Genomic DNA, 21,535 nt, shown 5'->3' with positions numbered 1-21,535 from the left:
CTCCCGCACGTAGGCTCGACGGCGTGACCTCACCGGAACTCGCGCTCACAGTCCGACTGAACACCTCGGCCGCCGACACCCGGCGCGGCGTGGTCCGGTTGCATCCGGAAGCCCTGGCCGCGCTCGGTCTGCGCGAGTGGGACGCAATCGCCCTGATCGGTGCGCGCCGCACCGCCGCCGTGGCCGGTCGCGCGCCTGCCGGAACCCCCACCGGCACCGCGCTCCTCGACGACGTGACGCTGTCCAACGCCGGGCTGTCCGAGAACAGCACGGTCGTCGTGACACCGGTGACGGTGTACGGCGGGAAGACGGTGACGGTCAGCGGCTCCAATCTGGCCGTCAACTCCGTCTCCGACGTCACCCTGCGTCACGCCCTGCTCGGCAAGGTCCTCACGGTCGGCGACACGGTGTCGCTGCTGCCCCGCGACCTGGGCCCCGGAACCAGCACCGCCCCCGCGACACAGGCCCTGTCCCGGACGTTCGGTGTCGCCTGGACGTCCGAACTGCTCACCGTGACCGGGGTCGACCCGGCCGGTGGTCCGGTGAGCGTGCAGCCCAACACCGCGGTCGGGTGGGGTGAGGGTGTGCGTGCGACGGTGACCTCGCCGCCGTCCCGCCTGCCCGCACCGCCGGTCCGGCCCGCCGAGGAGGTGCCCCCGGTCCCGGTCGAGGACCTGGTCGGCGCCCACACCCAGGCCGCCAAACTCACCGAGTGGCTCGGGTTGGCACTCGACGAACCCGAACTGCTCCGCACGCTCGGGGCCTCGCCCCATCTGGGCGTCCTCGTGACCGGGCCCGCCGGTGTCGGGAAGGCGACGCTCGCCCGTGCGGTTCTCGCGTCCCGGCGGGTGGTCGAACTCGACGGGCCGAGTGCCGGCGCGCTCGAGGCAGGATCCCGGCTGCAGCGGGTCACCGCGGCCGTCGAGGCGATCCGCAGCGGCGGCGTCCTGTTGATCACCGACATCGACGCCCTGCTGCCGTCCACCCCGGAGCCGGTGTCGGCGCTGATCATCGAACAGCTCCGCCACGCGGTCGAGACCGTCGGGGTCGCGTTCGTCGCGACGTCGGCGCACCCGGAGTCGGTCGACACCCGGTTGCGCGGGCAGGACCTGTGCGACCGCGAACTCGCCCTCACCCTGCCCGACGGCTCCACCCGCCGGGCCCTGCTGGAACTGCTCCTGCGGAAGGTCCCCAGCGACGGCATCGCCCTCGACGCGATCGCGGCCCGCACACCGGGGTTCGTCGTCGCCGACCTCGCCGCGCTGTGCCGGGAAGCCGCCCTGCGGGCCGCGTCCCGCGCGGCCAGGAAACCCGTCGAGCCGGCGCTCACCCAGGACGACCTCCTCGGCGCACTCGACGTCATCCGCCCGCTGTCGCGGTCGGGCAGCGAGGAACTCGCGATCGGCAGCCTCACCCTCGACGACGTCGGGGACATGGTGGAGACCAAGCAGGCGCTGACGGAGGCGGTGCTGTGGCCGTTGCAGCACCCGGATTCGTTCGCCCGGCTGGGTGTCGATCCGCCGCGCGGCGTGCTGCTCTACGGCCCGCCCGGCTGCGGCAAGACGTACCTCGTTCGGGCACTGGCCAGTTCGGGACATCTGAGTGTGCACGCCGTCAAGGGCGCCGAGCTGATGGACAAGTGGGTGGGCGCGTCCGAGAAGGCGGTCCGCGAACTGTTCCAGCGGGCACGGGATTCGGCCCCGTCGCTGATCTTCCTCGACGAGGTGGACGCGCTCGCGCCGCGGCGCGGCCAGAGTTCCGATTCCGGGGTGGCCGATCGGGTGGTCGCCGCGCTGCTCACCGAACTCGACGGCGTCGAACCGCTGCGCGACGTGGTGGTCGTCGGCGCCACCAACCGGCCCGATCTCATCGACCCGGCGTTGCTGCGCCCCGGCCGCCTGGAGCGGCTGGTGTTCGTGCCGCCGCCGGACGGCGACGCCCGCCGCGCGATCCTCCGGACGTCCGGGAAGGCGGTCCCGCTCGCCGACGACGTCGACCTGAACGCTCTGGCGGACGATCTCGACGGCTACTCGGCCGCCGACTGCTCGGCGTTGCTGCGGGAAGCCGCGCTGGCCGCGATGCGCCGGAACATCGACGCCGCCGACGTCACCGCGGCCGACGTGGCCGAGGCACGCGAAAAGGTGCGCCCCTCACTCGATCCCGAGCAAGTGGCGCACCTGAAGGCCTATGCGCTGTCGCGCCCGTGAGTACTTGTTAACCGCCGGCGGTTAACAAGTACTCACGGGTCAGGACCAGCGGCCGAGCAGGGTGGCCGCGTGTGCGGCGAGCGCGGCCTGGAAGAACGGGCCGAAACTCACCCGCGCGACGCCGAGCGGTCCGAAGCTCGCCGGATCGTCCTGATCGGGCAGCCCGATCGCGTTGACGGGCAGCGGAAGCTCCGACGTGAGCCGCTTCTGGGTGGCGTCGTCGTGACGGCCGACGGGGTAGAGCACGTCGGCTCCGGCCTCGGCGGCGAGCTTCAGGCGCGCGATCGCGCGGTCGACACGGTCGGACTCGTCGCCCACCTGCTTCACGAACAGATCGGTCCGCGCGTTCACGACCACATGGACCCCGGCGGCGTCGGCGGCCTGCCGCAACCCTCCGACGAAGTCGGCGTGCTCCTGCGGCTCACGGAGGCGTCCGCCCTCGCTGTGGACCGTGTCCTCGATGTTCAGACCCACCGCGCCCGCACCGATCAGACCCTCGATCAGCCGGGTGGGGTCGAGCCCGTATCCGGATTCGATGTCGACCGACAGCGGCAGCTCCACCGCGGCGGTGATCTGCGAGATGCGGTGCAGCAGCTCGTCGAACGTGATCCCCTCGTTGTCGGGCTTGCCGATCGAGTCGGACACCGGGTGGCTTCCCACCGTCAGTGCCTGAAACCCGGCGGACACAGCCAGATTCGCGGACCACGCATCCCACACGGTGGGCAGGATGACGGGGTTGCCGGGCCGGTGCAGCTCCAGCAGGGTGGTGGCCTTCTCGTTGATCGACGTCATAGGGGGCTCCTCGCCTCGGGTGTATTCGATCGGAGTCGTTCTCGGGCACGCCTTCGTTGCCAACGCCGGGTTCGCCATTTCCATTCCTACCCGCTCGAGTACCGTGGGCAAATGGACTTCCGGGAACCCCTGTCGGCCGCGGCTGCGCTCGCGTCCGGCGCACTGGCCGGGTTCGTCCTCACCAATCCCCGTAACCGGGCCTGGACGATCAACGCCTCCGATCGCGAGATCGACCGGTGGATCAGCAGCCAGCCGACGGGTGTGGTGGTGGCCCTGGTTCTCGCCGTCATCGCGGTGGGCGGTCTGCAACGGTCGGGCTCCCGGCGGGTGTCGTGGCTCCTGGCCGCGGTGTGCGCGGTCGTCCTGATCGGCGCGCGCTGGGCGGTGCCCGGCGCCGGCGGCGTCGACACGTTGATCGCCCTGCACTTCGCCAAGACCGCGACTGCCGGGTTCCTGCTGGGCGCGGCGGTCGCCGCGGTGTGGGGTCGCTGGGCTTCGCAGCTGGCGCTGACTCTCGGGGTGGCGGGCGCATTCCTCCTCGCGAGCGTGCAGAAACTGCCGCGCGGCGATACCGCGTATGTCGAACCCGCAAGCATGAGCACCTCGGCGATCGGCGAACCTCCGCAGTGGCTGCTGATCGGAGTTCTCGTGCTCGCGCTCGCGTCGGCGGTGCTGGCGCGGTCGCAGTTCCGGGTGCAACGCCCCGAACGGAAGACCCTGCTGACCGCGCTGGTCGGAGCCCTGGGACTCGCCCTGCTCAACCGGCTGCTCGGGGCGTGGATCGACGATCAGGAATTCGGCGAACCCCTGACGGTCTGGCTGATCGTGGCGTTCTCGCTCGCTGTGATCCTGGGGGTGACCGTGCTGATCGGGCGACGGCTCCCCGGGATCGACGGACACTTCCTCCTCGCGGCGACCGGGGCCACCGCCGCGGCCGTGCTCGTCCTCGACGACCTCCGGACCCCCCGGGTGACGACGCCCGCGCCGGCGTTGCTGGCGGTCGGCGTCGTCACCGTCGCCGCGGGAATGGCGGTGGCGGTCAGGGTTCCGCCGAAGCGGCGACGGCCCGGGTGGGGTCTGTGTGTCGCCGCCGTCGTTCCGCTGGTCGCCACCATCTCGCCGGACTTCGGCAACGACGGCGTCGCGCTCCTGCTCCGGCTGGGGGTCCTGGGCGGCGGGACGGGTTTCGCGCTCGCCTCCGCGCTGCCGGGTTCTGCGCCGGTCGCGGTGCTCGGTCTGGCGCTGCCGTTCGCGTCGCTGGTGTTCGTCGCGGCGACCACGGTTCCCCGCAGCCGGGTGGTCTACTCGGGTGCGCCCAGCGAACACCGCCTGCCGTCGTCGCCGGCCTCGACCGCCGCGTCCGACCATCTCGCCGGTGTCGCGATGCTGCTCGTCGTCGCGTTCTGCGTCTACTCGCTACGTGAGCGCCACGGTGCACCGGAGGGCACCGCGCCACTCACCTAGTCGAGGAGGCCGAGCGACTGCAGCCGGCGGAACACGAGCATCGAGCCGGGCGCGACGTCCGGCATCGCCGCGTATTCGTCGACGGTGAAGTACCGCAGTTCGGCGATCTCGCTCGTCGGCCGCGGCTCGGTGCTCAGTTCGGCGAGAAAGCAGGTAATGTGCAGGTCCGTGCCCTCGGGATGTCCGTACGCGGGCGCCTCGAAGACCCCCAGGCGTTCGAGCGTCCCGTCGACGATTCCGGCGTCGAGTTCCTCCCGGATCTCGCGGTGCAGAGCCTGTTCGGCGTTCTCGCCCGGGTCGATCTTGCCGCCTGCCATGTAGAACGCGGTCTTCCCCGCCGAACGCGTCTGGAGGAGTTTGCGGTCACGGATGTGGGCGAGCGCGGCGGTTCGGATCTCGGCTGGCACCGACCCAAGATAGATCAGTCCGGGCACGTGCCCATAACACAATGCGCCCCATTAGTCCGATTTGCCGCGATTGTGGGTCCGAATAACCGACCCAGTAGGATGTACACGTAGCCCAGTTCGCTAGCTAAGCGAACGGTCTACACGACTCGGTTCGTTTCGTTCCGACACCCCGCCGCCCGCTGACCCCCGACGGAGTGCCTTTTGCTTGCTGTTCTGCTCGCCCATGCCGTTGCCGCCGTTCTGGCTCCGCTTGTGGTGCGCCAGTTCGGCCGCAACGGTTTCTATCCCCTCTCCCTCGTCCCGCTGGTGTCACTCGGATGGGTGATCGCGAACTGGGGCACGGTGCAGACCGTGTCCGTCGAATGGGCTCCGGGCCTGTCGATGGACCTCGACTTCTGGTTCGATCCGCTCGCCGCGATCATGTCGGTGCTGGTGCTGGGCATCGGCACGCTGATCCTGGTCTACTGCGCCCGCTACTTCACCGACGACGAACCCCGTCTCGGCATCTTCGCCGCCGAGATGGTGGCATTCGCCGGGGCCATGTTCGGGCTCGTCGCGAGCGACAACATGTTGCTGCTGTACATCTTCTGGGAACTGACGACGGTCCTGTCGTTCCTGCTGGTCGGGCATTACGCCGAACGCGCCTCGAGCCGCCGCGCCGCGACGCAGGCGCTGCTCGTCACGACCGCGGGTGGTCTGGCGATGCTCGTCGGCATCATCATCCTCGGCCAGGTGAGTGGCACGTACAACCTGTCCGAACTGATCGAGGTCGCACCTCGCGGCTGGCTCGCCGGTGTCGCCGTCGTGCTGGTCCTCATCGGTGCGCTGTCGAAGTCGGCGATCGTCCCGCTGCACTTCTGGTTGCCCGGCGCGATGGCCGCCCCCACCCCGGTCAGCGGCTATCTGCATGCCGCCGCGATGGTGAAGGCCGGTATCTATCTCGTGGCCAGGTTGTCGCCAGGTTTCGCCGACGCGGCGCCCTGGCGGTTCACGATCATCACGCTCGGCCTGCTGACGATGGTCCTCGCCGGGTGGCGGGCGATGCGCGCGTTCGACCTCAAACTGGTGCTCGCGTTCGGCACCGTCAGCCAGCTCGGCTTCATGATGGTGCTGGTCGGTCTCGGCACCCGCGACGCCGCGCTCGCCGGCATGACGATGGTCGTCGCGCACGCGATGTTCAAGGCCGCACTGTTCATGGTGGTCGGCATCATCGACCACACGACGGGGACCCGCGACATCCGCAAACTCGCGCACCTCGGCAATCGTGCGCCGGCGCTGATGGTGTTCGCCGCACTGGCCGCGGCCAGCATGGCCGGGCTTCCGCCGTTCCTCGGGTTCGTCGGCAAGGAGGCCGCGTTCGACTCCCTGCTGAGCACGACCGTCCTCGCCGACCCGGCGCGGATCGCCACCGTCGGCGTCGTCGTGCTGGGTTCGATCCTCACGCTCGCCTACAGCGTGCGCTTCATGTGGGGCGCCTTCGGCCGCAAGCGGCTCGCGCGGCCGAGCCCGGCCGTGCAGGGCATGCATGCGCCCGGACCGTTGTTCCTCGCCGCACCCGCCGTTCTCGCGGTGCTGAGCCTGGCGGCGGGACTGGCGGCGCCGCAGCTCGAGAAGCTGCTGACGCCGTACTCGCGCACCCTGCCCCCGGAGGCCGCCACCGACTACCACCTCGCGCTGTGGCACGGCGTCAACACGGCGCTGCTGCTCACACTGCTCGTCTTCGCCGTCGGCACCGCGCTCTTCGTGGCGCAGCGCTGGGTCAACCGGTTGCGGTTCGAGCATCCCCCGCTCGGCAACGCCGACCGCATCTACGACGCGACGCTGCGCGGCATGGACGCCCTGTCGATGCGGCTGACCGGCGCCACCCAGCGCGGTTCGCTACCGCTGACCCAGGCGACCATCCTCGGCACCCTGGTGCTGGTGCCGCTGGTGCTGCTCGCCGTCGGCACCGACACCGGCGCCGACGTGCGCCTGTGGGATTCGCCGGTGCAGTTCGTGATCGGGCTGATGATGGTCGCGGCCGCGCTCGCCGCAACCGTGATGCGCAACCGTCTGGCCAGCGTGATCCTCGTCGGTCTCAGCGGCTACGGCTGCGGTGTGCTGTTCGCTCTGCACGGCGCTCCCGACCTCGCGCTCACCCAGTTCCTGGTGGAGACACTGACGCTGGTCATCTTCGTCCTCGTGTTCCGGAAACTGCCCGCCGAGGTGGACGAGCGCCGGGCGATCGGATTCAAGATTCCGCGGGCGCTGCTGGCGGTCGCGGTCGGTGCCACCATCACCACGATCGGCGCGTACGCCATCAACGCGCGGAACTCGGTGCCGATCTACGAGCGACTCCCCGACGCGGCGTACTACCTCGGCAACGGCAAGAACGTCGTCAACGTCCTGCTCGTCGACATCCGCGCCTGGGACACGCTCGGCGAGATCTCGGTGCTGCTCGTCGCGGCCACCGGTGTCGCGAGCCTGGTGTTCCGCAACCGCCGCTTCGGCAGCGCCCCCCGGGTGGCCGACGCCCCCGCGGTCACGGCCGAGTCTTCGGCCTCGCATTCCGAGACCACCTGGCTGCTCGGCGGCGACCTCATCGATCCGAAACACCGGTCACTGGTCCTCGAGGTGACGACCCGGCTGATCTTCCCGACCATCATGGTGCTGTCGGTGTACTTCTTCTTCGCCGGTCACAACGCGCCCGGCGGCGGGTTCGCCGGCGGCCTCACCGCCGGTCTGGCGCTGGTCCTGCGGTACCTCGCGGGCGGGCGGTACGAACTCGGCGAGACGGTCCCGATCGACGCGGGCAAGATCCTGGGGCTCGGGCTCACGCTCGCCGCAGGCACCGCGCTGGCGTCGCTGTTCCTCGGTGCCCCCGCGCTGTCCTCCGCGGTCTTCGAGGTGACGCTGCCGGTGTTCGGTCACGTCAAGATGGTCACCGCCCTGTTCTTCGACCTGGGTGTGTACCTCATCGTGGTCGGACTCGTACTCGACGTACTCCGCAGTCTCGGGGCACGTCTCGACGCACAGGTCGAGGTGAACCAGTAATGAGCGCCAACCTCGGATTTCTCGTCATCATCGGCGTCCTCGTGTCGGCCGGCGTCTACCTGCTCATCGAACGCAGTATCACCCGCATGCTGCTGGGGTTGCTGCTGTTCGGCAACGGCATCAACCTTCTCATCCTCACGTCCGGTGGGCGGGACGGCAATCCGCCCATCGTGGGCCGCGAGTCCATTCACGAGTCGATGGCCGACCCGCTGGCTCAGGCGATGATCCTGACGGCGATCGTCATCACGATGGGCATCGCCGGTTTCGTGCTCGCGCTCGCGTACCGGTCGTTCAAGATCACCACGCAGGACGCCGTCGAGAACGACCCCGAGGACACCAAGGTCCTGCGGCGCCGGTCGCCCGCCGAGGCCCCGGACCGCGACCGCTCCGACGACCCGGTCACCGGCGAGCCGAGTTTCAGCGGCGACGCCTTCGACAAGGACGGAAACCCCATTCCCCTGGAAGAACTGAAGAACCTCGAAGACCTCGAATGCTACGAAGACCTGCACGACGGTGACTTCGACGACGACGAGGAGATCGACAAGGCCGGGATCGGGGAGAAGTCGTGACCATTTCCCCGCACGTCATCACGGCGCTCGCGCCGCTGCCCGTCCTCGTCCCGATGCTCGCCGCCGCGGCCACGCTGGTGCTCGGACGGCGTCCGCGGGCCCAGCGGATCATCACGCTCGTCGCGTTGATCGGCGTCCTCGTCGTGTCGGGACTGCTGCTGTTCCTCGCCGACCGCGACGGCACGACGGCCGTTCAGGTGGGTGGCTGGGACTCGCCGATCGGCATCACGCTGGTGGTCGACCGACTGTCCGCGATGATGCTGGTGGTCTCGTCCATCGTGCTGCTCGCCGTCATGGCGTACGCCGTGGGTCAGGGTATCCGCGACGGCAGTGAGGACCAGCCCGTCTCGATCTTCCTGCCGACGTATCTGGCGCTGACGGCGGGCATCTCCAACGCATTCCTCGCCGGCGACCTGTTCAATCTGTACGTCGGTTTCGAGGTGCTCCTCGCCGCCAGTTTCGTGCTGCTGACTCTGGGCGCGAGCGCCGACCGCGTCCGCGCGGGTGTGTCGTATGTGATGGTGTCGATGGTGTCCTCGCTGATCTTCCTGGCGGGCATCGCGTTCGCCTATGCGGCCACCGGCACCCTCAACCTCGCCGACATGGCCACCCGCCTCGACGGCATCCCGTCCGGCACCCGCACCGCCATCTTCGGCGTGCTGCTCGTGGCGTTCGGCATCAAGGCCGCGGTGTTCCCGCTGTCGACGTGGCTGCCCGACTCCTACCCCACAGCGCCGGCCCCGGTCACCGCCGTGTTCGCCGGCCTCCTCACCAAGGTGGGTGTGTACGCGATCATCCGCGCGCACACGCTGCTCTTTCCGGAGGGCGAACTCGACAACGTGCTGATGGTGTGCGGCCTGCTGACGATGCTCGTCGGCATCCTCGGTGCGATCGCGCAGAGCGACATCAAACGTCTGCTGTCCTTCACCCTGGTCAGCCACATCGGGTACATGGTGTTCGGTGTCGCGCTGTCCACGYAGTCGGGGCTCTCGGGTGCCATCTACTACGTCGCCCACCACATCCTGGTGCAGACCACGCTGTTCCTGGTGGTCGGTCTCATCGAACGCCAGGCCGGGTCCTCGTCGCTGCGGCGTCTCGGTGGGCTCGCCGCGGCCAGCCCCGTCCTGGCCATCGTGTTCCTCATTCCGGCCCTCAACCTCGGCGGCATTCCCCCGTTCTCCGGGTTCATCGGCAAGGTCGCGTTGTTGCAGGCCGGCTCGGCGGACGCGAGCGTGCTGGCGTGGACCCTCGTCGCAGGCGGAACCGTCACCAGCCTCCTCACCCTGTACGTCGTCGCACGCGTGTGGACCAAGGCGTTCTGGCGGGCCCGCGCCGACGCCCCCGAGGGCGACCTCGCGGACGTCAGCCCGTCGGCGCTGCTCGACGAGTCCGAGGCCGACATCGCATTCGACGACCGCGCCGACGTGGGCCGGATCCCCGCAATGATGCTGATCCCCACCGTCGCCCTCGTCGCCGTCGGGCTGGCGATGACGGTGTTCGCCGGCCAGATCATCCAGATCAGCGATCGCGCGGCGAGCGATCTGCAGAACCGGTCCATCTACATCGACGCCGTCCTCGGCGGTCACCCCGGCGGCGAAGCGCAGGAGGCACCGCGATGAAACGCGAGAGAATTCTCCAGTTCGGCGCGTTGCTGTGGCTGATGTCGGTGTGGATCCTGTTGTGGGGCAACGTCAGCTGGGGCAACATCCTCGGCGGACTCGCCGTCGGCGCGATCATCATGGTGCTGATGCCGCTGCCGCGGGTGCCCGTGGAGGGCCGGGTGCATTTCCTGCCGCTGCTGCGGCTGGCGGTGATGTTCGTGTACTACTCGCTCCAGTCGAGCCTCCAGATCGCGTGGCTCGCACTCCGTCCCGGGCCGCCGCCCGTCACCGGCGTCCTGCGGTACCAGCTGGGGATCAAGTCGGACCTCGTGCTGACCCTCTGCATCGACGTGCTGAACCTCATCCCCGGGACCATGGTTCTCGAGATCGACCAGGTCCGGCGGATCGTCTACGTCCACGTCCTGGACATGGGCTCGCAGAAGGCGGTCAGCCAGTTCTACCGCACGGTCGCGCAGCTGGAGCGGTTGTTCATCGAGGCGTTCGAACGGGACTCCGACTGGAAACCGAGCCCCTGGCACAACCGCGACCAGCAGTACGACGACCCCGCTCAGGAGGGCAGCTCATGACAGTCGTATCGGTCATATCCGGAATCATCCTGGTCGTTGCCGGGATGCTGACGACGTTCCGGCTGCTCGACGGTCCGAACTCGCTGGATCGCCTCGTCGCCCTCGACACGCTGATCGCCCTCGCGATGTGCGGACTCGCCGTGTGGGCGGCGTACACCGGCGACACGACGATCGTGCCCGCAATCGTCGCGTTGTCGCTGGTGGGGTTCATCGGCTCGGTGTCGGTGGCCCGATTCCGGGTGAGTGACAAGTCGTGACGACCGTGCTGAACGTCATCGGGGCCACCCTCATGCTGTGCGGGTCGTTGCTCGCACTGACGGCCGCCATCGCCATCGTCCGCTTCCCGGACACCCTGCGCCGCATGCACGCCGCCACCAAACCGCAGGTGGTCGGTCTCATCATGGTTCTCGCGGGCGCAGTCCTCGAACTGCGCGGCAACGTCGACATCTGGATGCTGATCCTCGTCGGCATCTTCACCCTGTTCACCGCGCCGGTCATCGCGCACAGCGTCGGCCGGGTGGCGTACCGGGAGCAGCGCGATCAGGACGGGCTGCTGATGATCAACGAGTTGGAGCCACCAGAACGTCCGTGACAGCCGCCTTCGCGCCGTTGCCCCACCGGGCGAGCGCGGTGTCGGGCCTGGCGAAGAACGTCGCATAGAAGCCGAGACTCATCGCGGCAAGGGCGCCGAGAACGAGCGGTCCGGACACCTCCGGAAATCGGCCCATCGGCACCGCGAGGTAGCGGTAGCTGAGCAGCAGTCCCGTCAGCACCAGCGCGCCACCGCCGACGAGACGGACCCGGAACCAGCCCCACCCCCGTTCGGGGTCGCGGAGCGCGGACTCGATGGTCAGGCACAGGACGGCTCCGGCGACCAGGTCGACGCCGTAGTGGTAGCCGAACCCGAGGGTCGCAGTCAGTGTGCACACCAGCCAGAACGTGCCGCCGAGCCGCAGCCACCAGGCGCCCTGCCGGGAGTGGATGAACAGCGCGAGTGCCCACGCCGTGTGCAGGCTCGGCATGCAGTTGCGCGGGGTCGTCGAATCGAACGACAGGGGTTCGGGCGCGAAGTCGGGTGCCGGGACGAAGTTCGGCCAGTAGTCGCTGACCTGGAACCCCTGCCCTTCGGTACCGAACGCGAAGATCGGACCGACCACGGGGAACAGCACGTAGAAGATGGGACCGACGAGACCGATCAGCAGGAACGTGCGCACCAGGTAGTGCGAGGGCCATCCGTTCCGAAGCTGGTAGACGGCCACCGCGATGGCCGCGACGGGCAGTTCGATGTAGACCCAGTGCAGGATGCCGTAACCGACGGGACCGAGCGCGTCGACGAACTGCCCCATGTGCCACGACGGGCTTCCCAGCGCGTGATCCGCGAGCTGGGCGAACTCGTCGAGGACCATCGGCCCGGCCATGATCGTGACCTGCAGCCAGGCGTCGCCGAACTTGGTCGCGAGAATCAGCAGCGCACCCAGCCCGACACCTTTCAGGGCGCTGCGCCGCTGCTCACCCGTCCACCGGACCGCGGCGTAGACACCGACCGCCGTCAGAACCCACGTCGCGCCGTTACCGACGGTCAGCGGGCCACCCGACAGGTAGCGCACAGCCGCGACCACCACGTCGATGCCCGCTGCCGCGGACAGCGCCACGACGCGTTGCCGGTTGCTGAGCCCGACCATCGCGAGCGCGAGGCCGGCCCACGGAACGGACGCCGACTTGGGGGTCAGGACGTAGTCGCGGAACAGGCTCTCCAGGGGCCCCTGGAAACCCTGGACGGACGCGACCGACTGGACCACGACCAGCAGGATCGCGACACCGAGCGCCCCGCCCGCGACGAACATGCGGGAACGATCGACGGGCCCACCCGGCCGTACAACGGCAACATCGTCGATCGACACCCGCCAAGTGTAAACAACACGTGAACGGCAAGTGGACGAGTGTCCTGCCCGAGACCGGCTTTCAGGTCCCGAGCTCCTTCACCAGCGCATCGACGACAGCCACCAGGTCACCGCCGGTCGCCTCCGCGACCTGACGTTGCCGCTGGTAGGAGGCGCCGCGGCGGGGAATCTCCTCCACAGCGGCCAATTCGTCCGCGCAGCCGAGACGCACGGCGGTCGGCGCCAGCTTCTCCAGCAGGTCGTTCAGGTCGTCGGTGACGAGTCGCTCGTTGCTGTCCTCGTCGAGAATGATCTCGGCGTCGAGCCCGTACCGCGCGGCCCGCCACTTGTTTTCCTTCACGTGCCACGGCTGCAGGTTCGGCAGGTTCTCGCCCGCCTCGAAGCGCCGGTCCAGGTCGACGATCAGGCAGTGCACGAGCGCGACGAGAGAACTGAGTTCGGCGCGGGTAGAGATACCGTCGAAGACGCGGACCTCGATGGTGCCCCACCGCGGCGCGGGCCGGATGTCCCAGTGCATCCCGCCGATCTTGGTGATCACGCCGGTCTTCATCTGGTCGCTGATGAAATCCTCGTACTGCGCCCAGTTCGCGAACTGGTACGGCAGCCCCGCGGTGGGAAGTTGCTGGAACATCAGGGCGCGATTGCTCGCGTACCCCGTGTTGACGCCCGCCCACATCGGTGAGGACGCGGACAGCGCGAGCAGATGCGGGTACCGCTGCAAGAGCGCGTTGAGAATCGGGAACACCTTCTGCGGCGAAGACACCCCCACGTGGACGTGCACACCCCAGATCAGCATCTGACGGCCCCACCACTGGGTACGCTCGATCAGCTCGTCGTAATCCGGTGTCCGCGTGACCAATTGGGTCGACCACTGCGCGAACGGGTGCGTTCCGGCGCAGATGAGATCGACCCCGAGCGGGTTCGCCGCCCGCCGCAGCAGGTCGAGCGACTCGTCGAGGTCGTCCATCGCCTCACCGACGGTGGAGTGGATGCCGGTGACGAGTTCGACGGTGTTGCGCAGCAACTCCTTGGTGATCCGCGGATCCTCCGGACCCGCGAGATTCGCGACCGCGTCGAACACCTCCGCGGCCGTGTTGGAGAGATCCCGCGTGACCCTGTCGACCAGCGCGATCTCCCACTCGACACCCAGCGTCGGCCGCGGCGAACCGGGAAAGGGAACTACCACGGTTTCGATCCAACCACAGGCCGAGGCCCGCGGCAGCGCACCGACACCCCGGCCGCAGCCGGGGTGTCACGCGACTCAGCTGGCGCCGATGACACCGCAGGCCACACGAGAGCCTGCGTCACCGGTGTTCAGGGTTTCCTGATCGGGAGCGGGTGCGTAACGGGTGGGGATGTTCGCGAAATTGTCGGGACCCGAGTGGATCATGACCGCGGTGCCGCTGTCGCCGTTCTTCAGGTCCTCGACCGTGAAGGCGTCGGTGGTGGTGACCAACTCGGCGGTGCCGTCCTCCAGCACCTGCAGCGAGGTGAGGTCGCCGCTCGCGGGGTGCCCCGAGTGGCCCTCGGCCTGGAAGTGCCCGCCCGCGGACAGGAAGTTTCCGGGCGCACCACCGGTCGGTGCCACGGAGTTCGTCTCACACTTTCCGACGGAGTGCACGTGGAATCCGTGGAACCCGGGCGTCTGATCCTTGACGGACACGGTGACCTCGACGTGACTTCCCGACTGCTTGAACGTGGCGGTACCCACGTTCACGCCCTCCGCGTTCTTCAGCGTCGCGGTGAGCGCGCCGCTCTCCGCGTGCTCGCCCGAGCCGCTCTCGGCGTCGCCGGGAACGCCTGCGGCACTGGGATCGGCGGCACCGGTCCAGACGGGAGGAGTGGTGCCGGGAACGTCGGACGGCGCCTCGTTGTTACTGCAGGCGGTCAGTCCGAGTGCGGCAATGGCCACCACCGGGGTGACAATGCGCCAGGACATCCGACGGGTAGAACTCGAGGCCATCAAACCGCTCCTTTGAGGTGGCGAAGAAGTGCATCTGATCATAACCGCGGCGCCGATGCACCGACCGTCCGGTCTACTGCGCGGAAGTGACGATGACGACCACACCGGCAGACGAATTCGCGATTCCCGGGAACTTCGGCTCGGCCGACACCCCCAGTTGCGCCGCGATCTCGATGGCCGCTTCCTTCTCCGCGGCGGAAGTCCCGTAGTACACGGTGGTTTCGGAGATGGTGCTGTCGCTGTAGTTGCCGGTCTCCGACACCGTCCACCCCGAGGACATCAGTTCGGTGGCGGTCTGGCTCGCGAGACCCGTGACGTTGCTGTTGTTGAGCACCCGCACCGGCACCGACGCCGCGTCGGCGGCCTTCGTGGTACTGGACGCACCGGACGTCGTGCTCGCCGCGGAAGCCGAGGTGCCTCCCGCCGCTCCGGCGGCCGTCGTCGGACGGGCGGCGGTGGTCGTGGCAGCCGCCGAGGTCGTGACGGTGGCTGCGGTCTCCTCCGAGTCCGAACCTCCGAGGGAGGCGAAACCGAGACCCGCGAAGAGAATCGCGAGGGCGATCAGCACCATCGCGAGGGCACGTAACGGCGGGCCGGACGATTCGGGTTTCGGAGTACTCACGATGTCGACCTTAGCGACCGGGTGCTACGTGACGTCGAACCCGAGGCGACGGGCCGCGCGGGCCTTCTGCCTGCTCGCGCGCAGCCGTCGCAGGCGCTTCACGAGCATCGGGTCGGCTGCGAGTGCCTCCGGCCGGTCCACCAGCGCGTTGAGCACCTGGTAGTACCGGGTGGCGGACATGTCGAACAGCTCTTTGATCGCTTCTTCCTTCGCGCCGGCGTACTTCCACCATTGGCGCTCGAAGGACAGGATGTCGTGCTCCCGACGCGAGAGACCGTCGTCGACGACGTCGTCGACCCCTACGGAAGTGTCGCTGTCGGTGCGCTCGGACTGGTTCCGACTACGCGCTGTTGCGCCGTCCATCTCACTCCTCGACTACTAGCTCTCGCTCGATGTCAGCGAAACCACGTTCCCCCGGCTCCTCGATCGCGTGGCCGACCGAGCAACGAATTACACAGCTGTACTTCAGCGACTATTCAACCACGACGAACGCCGCGGGCAGTGCGAACGGCTCGGGCGCGCCGCACTATCCTTGACGACCATGGCCATCCTCCCCATCCGGATCGTGGGCGACCCGGTATTGCACGAACCGACCGAGACGGTGTCCCAGTCACCTGCGGAACTCGCAGACATCATCGCCGACATGTACGACACGATGGACGCCGCCAACGGCGTCGGGCTCGCCGCCAACCAGGTYGGCCTGCCGCTGCGGTTGTTCGTCTACGACTGCCCGGACGTCGACGAGAACGGAAAGCCGTTCCGCCGCCGGGGTTGCGTCGTCAACCCGGTCCTCGAGACGTCGGAACGACCCGAGACCATGCCGGACCCGGACGACGACGTCGAGGGCTGCCTGTCGGTTCCCGGCGAGCAGTTCCCCACCGGCCGGGCCGAGTGGGCGAAGGTCACCGGCACCGACGCCGACGGCAACGCCGTCGAGATCGAGGGACGCGACTTCTTCGCGCGCATGCTGCAGCACGAGGTCGGTCACCTCGACGGTTTCCTCTACGTCGACATGCTGGTCGGCCGCAACGCACGCGCCGCCAAGAAGACCATCAAGCGCGCCGGCTGGGGAGTTCCCGGGCTCAGCTGGGTGCCGGGAACGGTCGAAGACCCGTTCGGGCATGACGACTGACATTCCGCTCGGAAGCCGGGTGGTGCTGCGATACCAACTGCCGCCCGGGTCCAGCCATCCGGTGACCGACGTCATCGGGGTGCTCGAGAGCATCGAGCCGGCCGTGGTCGTCCGCGACGCTGCCGGCTCCGCGATCGAAGTGGAGCCGGAGCGTGTGGTCGCACTGAAGGCGGTCCCCGCACGACCGGTGCGGGCGAGCGAGATCCGGTCCCTCGAACTGGCCTCCGCCGACGGCTGGCCGGGTATCGAGCACGCATGGATCGACGGCTGGCTCGCCCGGTACGGCCACGGCTTCACCGGACGCGCCAACTCGGCGGCGCCGCTCGGCGACCGCGGGACGGTCGGGAGTCTCGACGACCCCTCCCCCGGCGGCACGCTCGACCGCCTGCGCGAGTGGTACGCCGAACGGGACCGCCCGCTGCGGTTGCTGATCCCCGACCGCCTGGGCGAGGTGCCGCTGGGCTGGAACGTCAGCGACGAAGTGGTCGTGATGGCCGCCGACGTCGAAAACCTGGCGCTGCCCGAGGGTCCGCGGACCACGACGGTCACCGATCACCCGGATCCGGACTGGCTCGCCCTGTACCGCTACCGTGGGTCCGCGCTGCCCGACTTCGCGGTCGACGTGCTGAACGCGGTCCGCGGCGGGACGCTCGGCTTCGGCCGGATCGGCGCCGCCGACTCGGCGCTCCTCGCCGTCGCCCGCGGATCCGTCACGACCGCGCCCGACGACCGACGATGGGTCGGACTCACCGCGGTCGAGGTGGCGCAGGCTCACCGCCGCCGCGGAATCGGCAGCCTGATCTGCGGCGACATGATCAATTGGGGACGCGAGCACGGCGCGACCCACGCGTGCCTGCAGGTCGCCGTCGAGAACGAGGGCGCGCAGGCGATGTACCGCAACGTCGGCTTCGTGGCGCACCACCGGTACCGCTACGCCACCGAACCCGGCGGCTGAAAATCTGTCGGACAATGCCGCTAGGGTGGCTGCCGTGCGCATCGCAACCTGGAACGTGAACTCTGTTCGTGCCCGTACCGACCGGATCCTGGACTGGCTCCAGCGGTCCGACGTCGACGTGCTGGCGATGCAGGAAACCAAGTGCAAGGACGAGCAGTTCCCGTACGAGCGGTTCCGCGAACTGGGGTACGAGGTCGCGCACGTGGGCCTCAGCCAGTGGAACGGTGTCGCGATCGCGTCCCGTGTCGGTCTCGACGACGTGCAGATCGGCTTCGAGGATCAGCCCGGGTTCCACAAGGACCCGGAGGTCGCGCCCGCGCAGGAAGCCCGCGCCATCGGCGCCACCTGCAACGGCGTCCGCATCTGGAGCCTGTACGTCCCCAACGGCCGTGAGCTCGCCGATCCGCACTACACGTACAAGCTGGAGTGGCTGGCGAAGCTGCACACGGATGCGGTCGGATGGCTGGACCGAAATCCGGACGCGCAGATCGCGCTGGTCGGCGACTGGAACGTCGCGCCCACCGACGAGGACGTCTGGGATCCGGCGCTGTTCGAGGGCAAGACCCACACGTCCGTCCCCGAGCGCGAGGCCTTCCAGGCGTTCGTCGAATCGGGATTCGCCGATGTCGTCCGTCCGCACACCCCGGGCCCGGGTGTCTACACCTACTGGGACTACACCCAGCTGCGGTTCCCGAAGAAGCAGGGAATGCGCATCGACTTCGTGCTCGGGTCGCCCGCCCTCGCGGGCCGTGTCGACAAGGCCGAGATCGACCGCAACGAACGCAAGGGCAAGGGCGCCAGCGATCACGCGCCGGTCATCGTCGACCTCGGCGACTGAGAACGCAGCAACCCGAGACTCACAACCGCACAACCGAACCCGATGAGCACGCCGTGCGCGATGCGCAGGGGGGCGTCGGCGTAGAACTGCGGGATGAACAGTGCGAACCCCACTGCCATCGGAATGCCCGACCAGCCGGCGAGTAGCCGGGAGCGGGCGATGGCCACGGCGGCCGCCGCCGCGCCGACCGCGACGAGGAGCAGGCCGGTGGCGAACAGCGTCGCCTGCGCCGCTCCCATCCGCACGCTCTCGGCGAGGGCGGTGACGGCACCGTCGTCCAGGCCGCTGGCGCCGAGCGTGTGCAGCGCGAACGTTTCGGCCCCGTAGTACGGCAGGGTCAGTCCGATGCCGATCCACGACGCCGCCACGGCAACCACGCCCGCCCGCCTGCCGGCCGTCCCCTCCAGCAGGCCGGCGAGCGGAACGAGCGCGAGTCCGAACGCGATGAATCCGCCGACGGCGGCGAGGTGGGCGACGAGCCACCACGGTGAGGCGAACTCCGCCCGCCCGTCCGGTGCCCCGCCCGCCGCGTACGGACGCACCACGGGGTAGACGACGAACAGCGCACCCGCGAGGGCGAACAGCGCTGCGGCGGAGATCCGTGCGATCCCGGCACGACCGTCGATCCGATCCGACACCACCATGACACGCCTCCGATTGTGAGCACTGCTCTCTATGCAGAGCAGTATTCACCACGAATCGACGTCCAGCAAGAGCAGTGCTCTCGGAAGTCGTTCTAGTCGGCGACCAGGATGTCGAGATGCTCTGGGTTCAGCGCCACGTAGCGCCGGACGTACGTGCAGATGGGACGCACCTTCCAGCCCCGCCGGCGCGCTGAACCCAGCGCCTCGCCCACGAGGACCGCGGCGAGGCCGCGGCCACCGAAGTCTTCCACGATCACCGTGTGCATGAACGCGACCACCTCGCCGGACTCGGCGGTGAACCCGGGGATGTCGTCCTCGTCGCGATAGCCGAGGATGCCGACCAGCTCGTCCCCCAGCCACAGATCGAATCGTTCGTGGGCGGGGTTGTCGAGTACGCGAGTATCGACGGCCGTGATGCTCCCCGACGGCTCGGAACCGTCCGACATGTGATCCATGCCACTCATGGAATCAGTTCACGAGCACCGTCGCGAGTGGAATCACCGGCCCCGGAACCGTTTCGTTGCCGACGAGTGGTCGATTCGTGTCCCGACCGCGTCAGGCGTCCACCGGAACCATGAGGTCGCGGTAGTCGGGATGCCCCGCGACGAAGCGCTGCACGTACGTGCAGACGGGCCGGACCTTCCAGCCGTACCCGCGGGCGAGGTCGAGGGAGCGCCCCACCATGAGTGCGGCGAGTCCGCGGTGACCGAAGTCCTCCACGATCACCGTGTGCATGAACGAGACCACCGGGGCCTGACGCCCCCGACTCTTCGGGCCCGGCGGCCGGGCCACCACTCCCGCACCCGCACCCGGTGGGGTGTCCGCGAGGGCGAAGTATCCGAGGATGCCGACCAGGTCACCACTCAGTCGGAGTTCGAATCGGTTCTGATCGGCGTTGTCGATCACGTCCACAACCTGCGCGTCCGTCAGCATGGCTATCTCCTGGGGGTATGTGTCGTAATCGAAATGTGATGTTCATCACCCTTTATACCGATGCACGGAACCGCTGTCCAAGTTTCCCCCGAATGTTCACTCTCAGAGATCTCGGTTACAGTCTCCGGGACAACTACACATCCACGGGGGCTCGCACCAGCGGGCTGAGAGGACGGCTAGGGGCCGTCGACCGTCGAACCTGTCCGGGTAATGCCGGCGTAGGGAGCATCATCGATGAGCACAACCATATCTACAGCCACGTCCGTCACCACGGGACCGATCCAGGGCAGCACCAAGCAGTACCTGCTGTCGGGCGACGACGTCCGGGTGCCGGTCCGGCGCGTACATCTCACCAACGGTGAGCACCTCGACGTGTACGACACGTCGGGCCCGTACACCGACACGGACGCCACGATCGACCTGGACGCGGGACTTCCGCATCTGCGGGCGTCGTGGATCGCCGACCGGGCGGGCACCCAGCTCGACGCCGCCCGCGCCGGAACCGTCACCCCTGAGATGCGGTATTGCGCTGCACGAGAGGGTGTTTCACCTGAGGTGGTGCGCGCCGAAGTCGCGGCGGGTCGCGCCGTGATCCCGRCCAACCGCTGCCACCCCGAACTCGAGCCGATGATCATCGGCAAGGCGTTCGCGGTCAAGATCAACGCGAACATCGGCAACAGCGCGGTGACGTCGTCGATCGCGGAAGAGGTCGAGAAGATGGTGTGGGCGACGCGGTGGGGCGCGGACACCATCATGGACCTGTCCACCGGCAAGAACATTCACGAGACCAGGGAATGGATCCTGCGCAATTCGCCGGTGCCCGTGGGGACCGTGCCGATCTATCAGGCGCTGGAGAAGGTCGACGGCGATCCGACCGCGCTCACGTGGGAGATCTACCGCGACACCGTGATCGAGCAATGCGAGCAGGGCGTCGACTACATGACGGTCCACGCCGGGGTGCTGCTCCGCTACATTCCGCTGACCGCGCGCCGGGTCACCGGCATCGTCTCCCGCGGCGGTTCGATCATGGCGGCCTGGTGCCTGGCCCATCATCGGGAATCGTTCCTGTACACCCACTTCGACGAACTCTGCGAGATCCTCCACCGCTACGACGTCACGTTCTCGCTCGGTGACGGTCTGCGCCCCGGCTCCATCGCGGACGCCAACGACGAGGCCCAGTTCGCCGAGCTCCGCACCCTCGGCGAGCTCACGAAGATCGCGAAATCGCATGGCGTGCAGGTGATGATCGAAGGTCCCGGGCACGTGCCGATGCACAAGATCGTCGAGAACGTGCGGCTCGAGGAGGAGTTGTGCGAGGAGGCGCCGTTCTACACGCTCGGACCGCTCGCCACCGACATCGCACCGGCGTACGACCACATCACGTCCGCGATCGGGGCGGCGATGATCGCGCAGGCCGGTACCGCGATGCTCTGCTACGTGACACCCAAGGAGCACCTGGGGCTGCCGAACCGGGACGACGTCAAGACCGGGGTCATCACGTACAAGATCGCGGCGCACGCCGCGGACCTCGCAAAGCAGCATCCGCGCGCGCAGGAGCGGGACGACGCGCTGTCGAAGGCCCGGTTCGAGTTCCGCTGGCACGACCAGTTCGCCCTGTCCCTCGACCCGGACACGGCGCGGGAGTTCCACGACGAGACGCTGCCCGCCGAGCCGGCGAAGACGGCCCACTTCTGCTCGATGTGCGGTCCGAAGTTCTGCTCCATGCGGATCTCCGCCGACGTGCGGGAGTACGCGCAGCAGCACGGACTCGATTCGGTCGAAGCCATCGAGGCGGGCATGGCCGAGAAGTCGAGCGAGTTCGTCGACGCAGGTGGCCGTGTGTATCTGCCCGTCGAATCCGTCACCTCAGAGAATCGGTAAGGTCCC

At 68.6% G+C, this 21,535-nt stretch carries 22 protein-coding genes and 1 riboswitch; of the genes, 12 read left to right on the top strand and 10 right to left on the bottom strand.

The annotated features are described in order from the left end of the window. Positions 1-23: 23 nt before the first annotated feature. Positions 24-2,207, top strand: a complete 2,184-nt coding sequence (locus AC1DWT_RS13495; protein ID WP_072948456.1) for an AAA family ATPase — start codon at positions 24-26, stop codon at positions 2,205-2,207. A gap of 39 nt (positions 2,208-2,246) precedes the next feature. Here the strand turns inward: AC1DWT_RS13495 and AC1DWT_RS13490 are convergent, their stop codons facing one another. Next, positions 2,247-2,999, bottom strand: coding sequence for an isocitrate lyase/PEP mutase family protein (locus AC1DWT_RS13490; protein ID WP_206013143.1), 753 nt, complete (start codon positions 2,997-2,999; stop codon positions 2,247-2,249). A 111-nt stretch (positions 3,000-3,110) separates the two neighbouring features. On the opposite strand from AC1DWT_RS13490, the gene AC1DWT_RS13485 reads away from it, so the two are divergent. Then, positions 3,111-4,463 carry a hypothetical protein gene (locus AC1DWT_RS13485; RefSeq protein WP_206013145.1) on the top strand — a complete coding sequence of 451 codons (1,353 nt, stop codon included), beginning with the start codon at positions 3,111-3,113 and terminating at the stop codon, positions 4,461-4,463. Here the strand turns inward: AC1DWT_RS13485 and AC1DWT_RS13480 are convergent. Continuing rightward, positions 4,460-4,870: an NUDIX hydrolase gene (locus AC1DWT_RS13480; protein WP_241031316.1), complete on the bottom strand. Its 411-nt coding sequence runs from the start codon at positions 4,868-4,870 to the stop codon at positions 4,460-4,462. The two genes, AC1DWT_RS13485 and AC1DWT_RS13480, sit on opposite strands and share 4 nt — an antisense overlap. A gap of 201 nt (positions 4,871-5,071) precedes the next feature. Here AC1DWT_RS13480 and AC1DWT_RS13475 point away from each other — a divergent pair, with 201 nt between their 5' ends. From AC1DWT_RS13475 to mnhG, 6 genes are read left to right on the top strand one after another with little or no spacing between them, the layout of a single operon-like run. Beyond that, positions 5,072-7,903 carry a Na+/H+ antiporter subunit A gene (locus AC1DWT_RS13475; protein ID WP_206013149.1) on the top strand — a complete coding sequence of 944 codons (2,832 nt, stop codon included), beginning with the start codon at positions 5,072-5,074 and terminating at the stop codon, positions 7,901-7,903. Continuing rightward, complete coding sequence (locus tag AC1DWT_RS13470; RefSeq protein WP_095862477.1) at positions 7,903-8,472, top strand: Na(+)/H(+) antiporter subunit C; 570 nt, start codon at positions 7,903-7,905, stop codon at positions 8,470-8,472. The genes AC1DWT_RS13475 and AC1DWT_RS13470 overlap by 1 nt, the downstream gene beginning before the upstream one ends. After that, positions 8,469-10,091 (top strand): Na+/H+ antiporter subunit D, encoded by a 1,623-nt coding sequence (locus tag AC1DWT_RS13465; protein ID WP_477920928.1) that lies wholly within the window; start codon positions 8,469-8,471, stop codon positions 10,089-10,091. Before AC1DWT_RS13470 ends, AC1DWT_RS13465 begins: the two co-directional genes overlap by 4 nt. Further along, the gene (locus tag AC1DWT_RS13460) at positions 10,088-10,660 is read left to right on the top strand and encodes a Na+/H+ antiporter subunit E (protein ID WP_072948471.1); all 573 of its coding nucleotides are present in this window, start codon (positions 10,088-10,090) and stop codon (positions 10,658-10,660) included. The genes AC1DWT_RS13465 and AC1DWT_RS13460 overlap by 4 nt, the downstream gene beginning before the upstream one ends. Further along, positions 10,657-10,917 carry a monovalent cation/H+ antiporter complex subunit F gene (locus AC1DWT_RS13455; protein ID WP_206013157.1) on the top strand — a complete coding sequence of 87 codons (261 nt, stop codon included), beginning with the start codon at positions 10,657-10,659 and terminating at the stop codon, positions 10,915-10,917. Before AC1DWT_RS13460 ends, AC1DWT_RS13455 begins: the two co-directional genes overlap by 4 nt. Continuing rightward, the gene (gene mnhG, locus AC1DWT_RS13450; protein ID WP_005264391.1) at positions 10,914-11,252 is read left to right on the top strand and encodes a monovalent cation/H(+) antiporter subunit G; all 339 of its coding nucleotides are present in this window, start codon (positions 10,914-10,916) and stop codon (positions 11,250-11,252) included. Before AC1DWT_RS13455 ends, mnhG begins: the two co-directional genes overlap by 4 nt. Here mnhG and AC1DWT_RS13445 read toward each other — a convergent pair. The 5 genes from AC1DWT_RS13445 to AC1DWT_RS13425 all read right to left on the bottom strand — a co-directional run bounded on the left by AC1DWT_RS13445 (position 11,221) and on the right by AC1DWT_RS13425 (position 15,509). Then, positions 11,221-12,504 (bottom strand): phosphatase PAP2 family protein, encoded by a 1,284-nt coding sequence (locus AC1DWT_RS13445; RefSeq protein ID WP_072948472.1) that lies wholly within the window; start codon positions 12,502-12,504, stop codon positions 11,221-11,223. The two genes, mnhG and AC1DWT_RS13445, sit on opposite strands and share 32 nt — an antisense overlap. A gap of 118 nt (positions 12,505-12,622) precedes the next feature. Next, positions 12,623-13,747: a glutamate--cysteine ligase gene (locus tag AC1DWT_RS13440; protein ID WP_072948474.1), complete on the bottom strand. Its 1,125-nt coding sequence runs from the start codon at positions 13,745-13,747 to the stop codon at positions 12,623-12,625. Between the two features lie 75 nt (positions 13,748-13,822). Next, positions 13,823-14,524, bottom strand: a complete 702-nt coding sequence (gene sodC, locus AC1DWT_RS13435; protein ID WP_072948476.1) for a superoxide dismutase[Cu-Zn] — start codon at positions 14,522-14,524, stop codon at positions 13,823-13,825. A gap of 73 nt (positions 14,525-14,597) precedes the next feature. Beyond that, positions 14,598-15,146, bottom strand: a complete 549-nt coding sequence (locus AC1DWT_RS13430) for a LytR C-terminal domain-containing protein (protein WP_072948478.1) — start codon at positions 15,144-15,146, stop codon at positions 14,598-14,600. A gap of 24 nt (positions 15,147-15,170) precedes the next feature. Next, positions 15,171-15,509 carry a DUF3263 domain-containing protein gene (locus AC1DWT_RS13425; protein WP_072948479.1) on the bottom strand — a complete coding sequence of 113 codons (339 nt, stop codon included), beginning with the start codon at positions 15,507-15,509 and terminating at the stop codon, positions 15,171-15,173. Positions 15,510-15,687: 178 nt separating this feature from the next. Here AC1DWT_RS13425 and AC1DWT_RS13420 point away from each other — a divergent pair, with 178 nt between their 5' ends. From AC1DWT_RS13420 to AC1DWT_RS13410, 3 genes are read left to right on the top strand one after another with little or no spacing between them, the layout of a single operon-like run. Then, entirely contained in the window at positions 15,688-16,278 is a 591-nt protein-coding gene (locus AC1DWT_RS13420) for a peptide deformylase (protein ID WP_072948481.1), read from the top strand. Then, entirely contained in the window at positions 16,268-17,233 is a 966-nt protein-coding gene (locus tag AC1DWT_RS13415; protein ID WP_095862473.1) for an N-acetylglutamate synthase, CG3035 family, read from the top strand. Before AC1DWT_RS13420 ends, AC1DWT_RS13415 begins: the two co-directional genes overlap by 11 nt. Positions 17,234-17,267: 34 nt before the next feature. After that, positions 17,268-18,071 (top strand): exodeoxyribonuclease III, encoded by an 804-nt coding sequence (locus AC1DWT_RS13410; RefSeq protein WP_072948485.1) that lies wholly within the window; start codon positions 17,268-17,270, stop codon positions 18,069-18,071. Here AC1DWT_RS13410 and AC1DWT_RS13405 read toward each other — a convergent pair. The 3 genes from AC1DWT_RS13405 to AC1DWT_RS13395 all read right to left on the bottom strand — a co-directional run bounded on the left by AC1DWT_RS13405 (position 18,038) and on the right by AC1DWT_RS13395 (position 19,648). Next, positions 18,038-18,715 (bottom strand): hypothetical protein, encoded by a 678-nt coding sequence (locus AC1DWT_RS13405; protein WP_072948487.1) that lies wholly within the window; start codon positions 18,713-18,715, stop codon positions 18,038-18,040. The two genes, AC1DWT_RS13410 and AC1DWT_RS13405, sit on opposite strands and share 34 nt — an antisense overlap. Before the next feature lie 92 nt (positions 18,716-18,807). After that, positions 18,808-19,170, bottom strand: a complete 363-nt coding sequence (locus AC1DWT_RS13400) for a GNAT family N-acetyltransferase (RefSeq protein WP_206013159.1) — start codon at positions 19,168-19,170, stop codon at positions 18,808-18,810. A 100-nt stretch (positions 19,171-19,270) separates the two neighbouring features. Next, complete coding sequence (locus AC1DWT_RS13395) at positions 19,271-19,648, bottom strand: GNAT family N-acetyltransferase (protein ID WP_072948491.1); 378 nt, start codon at positions 19,646-19,648, stop codon at positions 19,271-19,273. A gap of 133 nt (positions 19,649-19,781) precedes the next feature. Next, a riboswitch (TPP riboswitch) is annotated at positions 19,782-19,890 on the top strand. Between AC1DWT_RS13395 and thiC the strand changes: the two genes are divergently transcribed. After that, on the top strand, positions 19,883-21,529 hold the full coding sequence (thiC, locus tag AC1DWT_RS13390) for a phosphomethylpyrimidine synthase ThiC (protein WP_477920924.1): 1,647 nt from the start codon (positions 19,883-19,885) through the stop codon (positions 21,527-21,529). (Overlaps the previous riboswitch by 8 nt.) The last annotated feature ends 6 nt before the right edge of the window (positions 21,530-21,535 follow it).

It is taken from the genome of Rhodococcus sp. P4_B6 (genome assembly GCF_056402215.1).
This window is presented reverse-complemented; position numbering and strand designations above follow the sequence as displayed.

Excerpts from the sequence above, each read along its gene's own strand:
- AC1DWT_RS13490 (WP_206013143.1), bottom strand. The coding sequence starts at position 2,999 with ATGACGTCGATCAACGAGAAGGCCACCACCCTGCTGGAGCTGCACCGG.
- AC1DWT_RS13485 (WP_206013145.1), top strand. The coding sequence starts at position 3,111 with ATGGACTTCCGGGAACCCCTGTCGGCCGCGGCTGCGCTCGCGTCCGGC.
- AC1DWT_RS13470 (WP_095862477.1), top strand. The coding sequence starts at position 7,903 with ATGAGCGCCAACCTCGGATTTCTCGTCATCATCGGCGTCCTCGTGTCG.
- AC1DWT_RS13460 (WP_072948471.1), top strand. The coding sequence starts at position 10,088 with ATGAAACGCGAGAGAATTCTCCAGTTCGGCGCGTTGCTGTGGCTGATG.
- AC1DWT_RS13455 (WP_206013157.1), top strand. The coding sequence starts at position 10,657 with ATGACAGTCGTATCGGTCATATCCGGAATCATCCTGGTCGTTGCCGGG.
- AC1DWT_RS13445 (WP_072948472.1), bottom strand. The coding sequence starts at position 12,504 with ATGTTCGTCGCGGGCGGGGCGCTCGGTGTCGCGATCCTGCTGGTCGTG.
- sodC (WP_072948476.1), bottom strand. The coding sequence starts at position 14,524 with ATGGCCTCGAGTTCTACCCGTCGGATGTCCTGGCGCATTGTCACCCCG.
- AC1DWT_RS13425 (WP_072948479.1), bottom strand. The coding sequence starts at position 15,509 with ATGGACGGCGCAACAGCGCGTAGTCGGAACCAGTCCGAGCGCACCGAC.
- AC1DWT_RS13415 (WP_095862473.1), top strand. The coding sequence starts at position 16,268 with ATGACGACTGACATTCCGCTCGGAAGCCGGGTGGTGCTGCGATACCAA.
- AC1DWT_RS13405 (WP_072948487.1), bottom strand. The coding sequence starts at position 18,715 with ATGGTGGTGTCGGATCGGATCGACGGTCGTGCCGGGATCGCACGGATC.
- AC1DWT_RS13400 (WP_206013159.1), bottom strand. The coding sequence starts at position 19,170 with ATGGATCACATGTCGGACGGTTCCGAGCCGTCGGGGAGCATCACGGCC.
- AC1DWT_RS13395 (WP_072948491.1), bottom strand. The coding sequence starts at position 19,648 with ATGCTGACGGACGCGCAGGTTGTGGACGTGATCGACAACGCCGATCAG.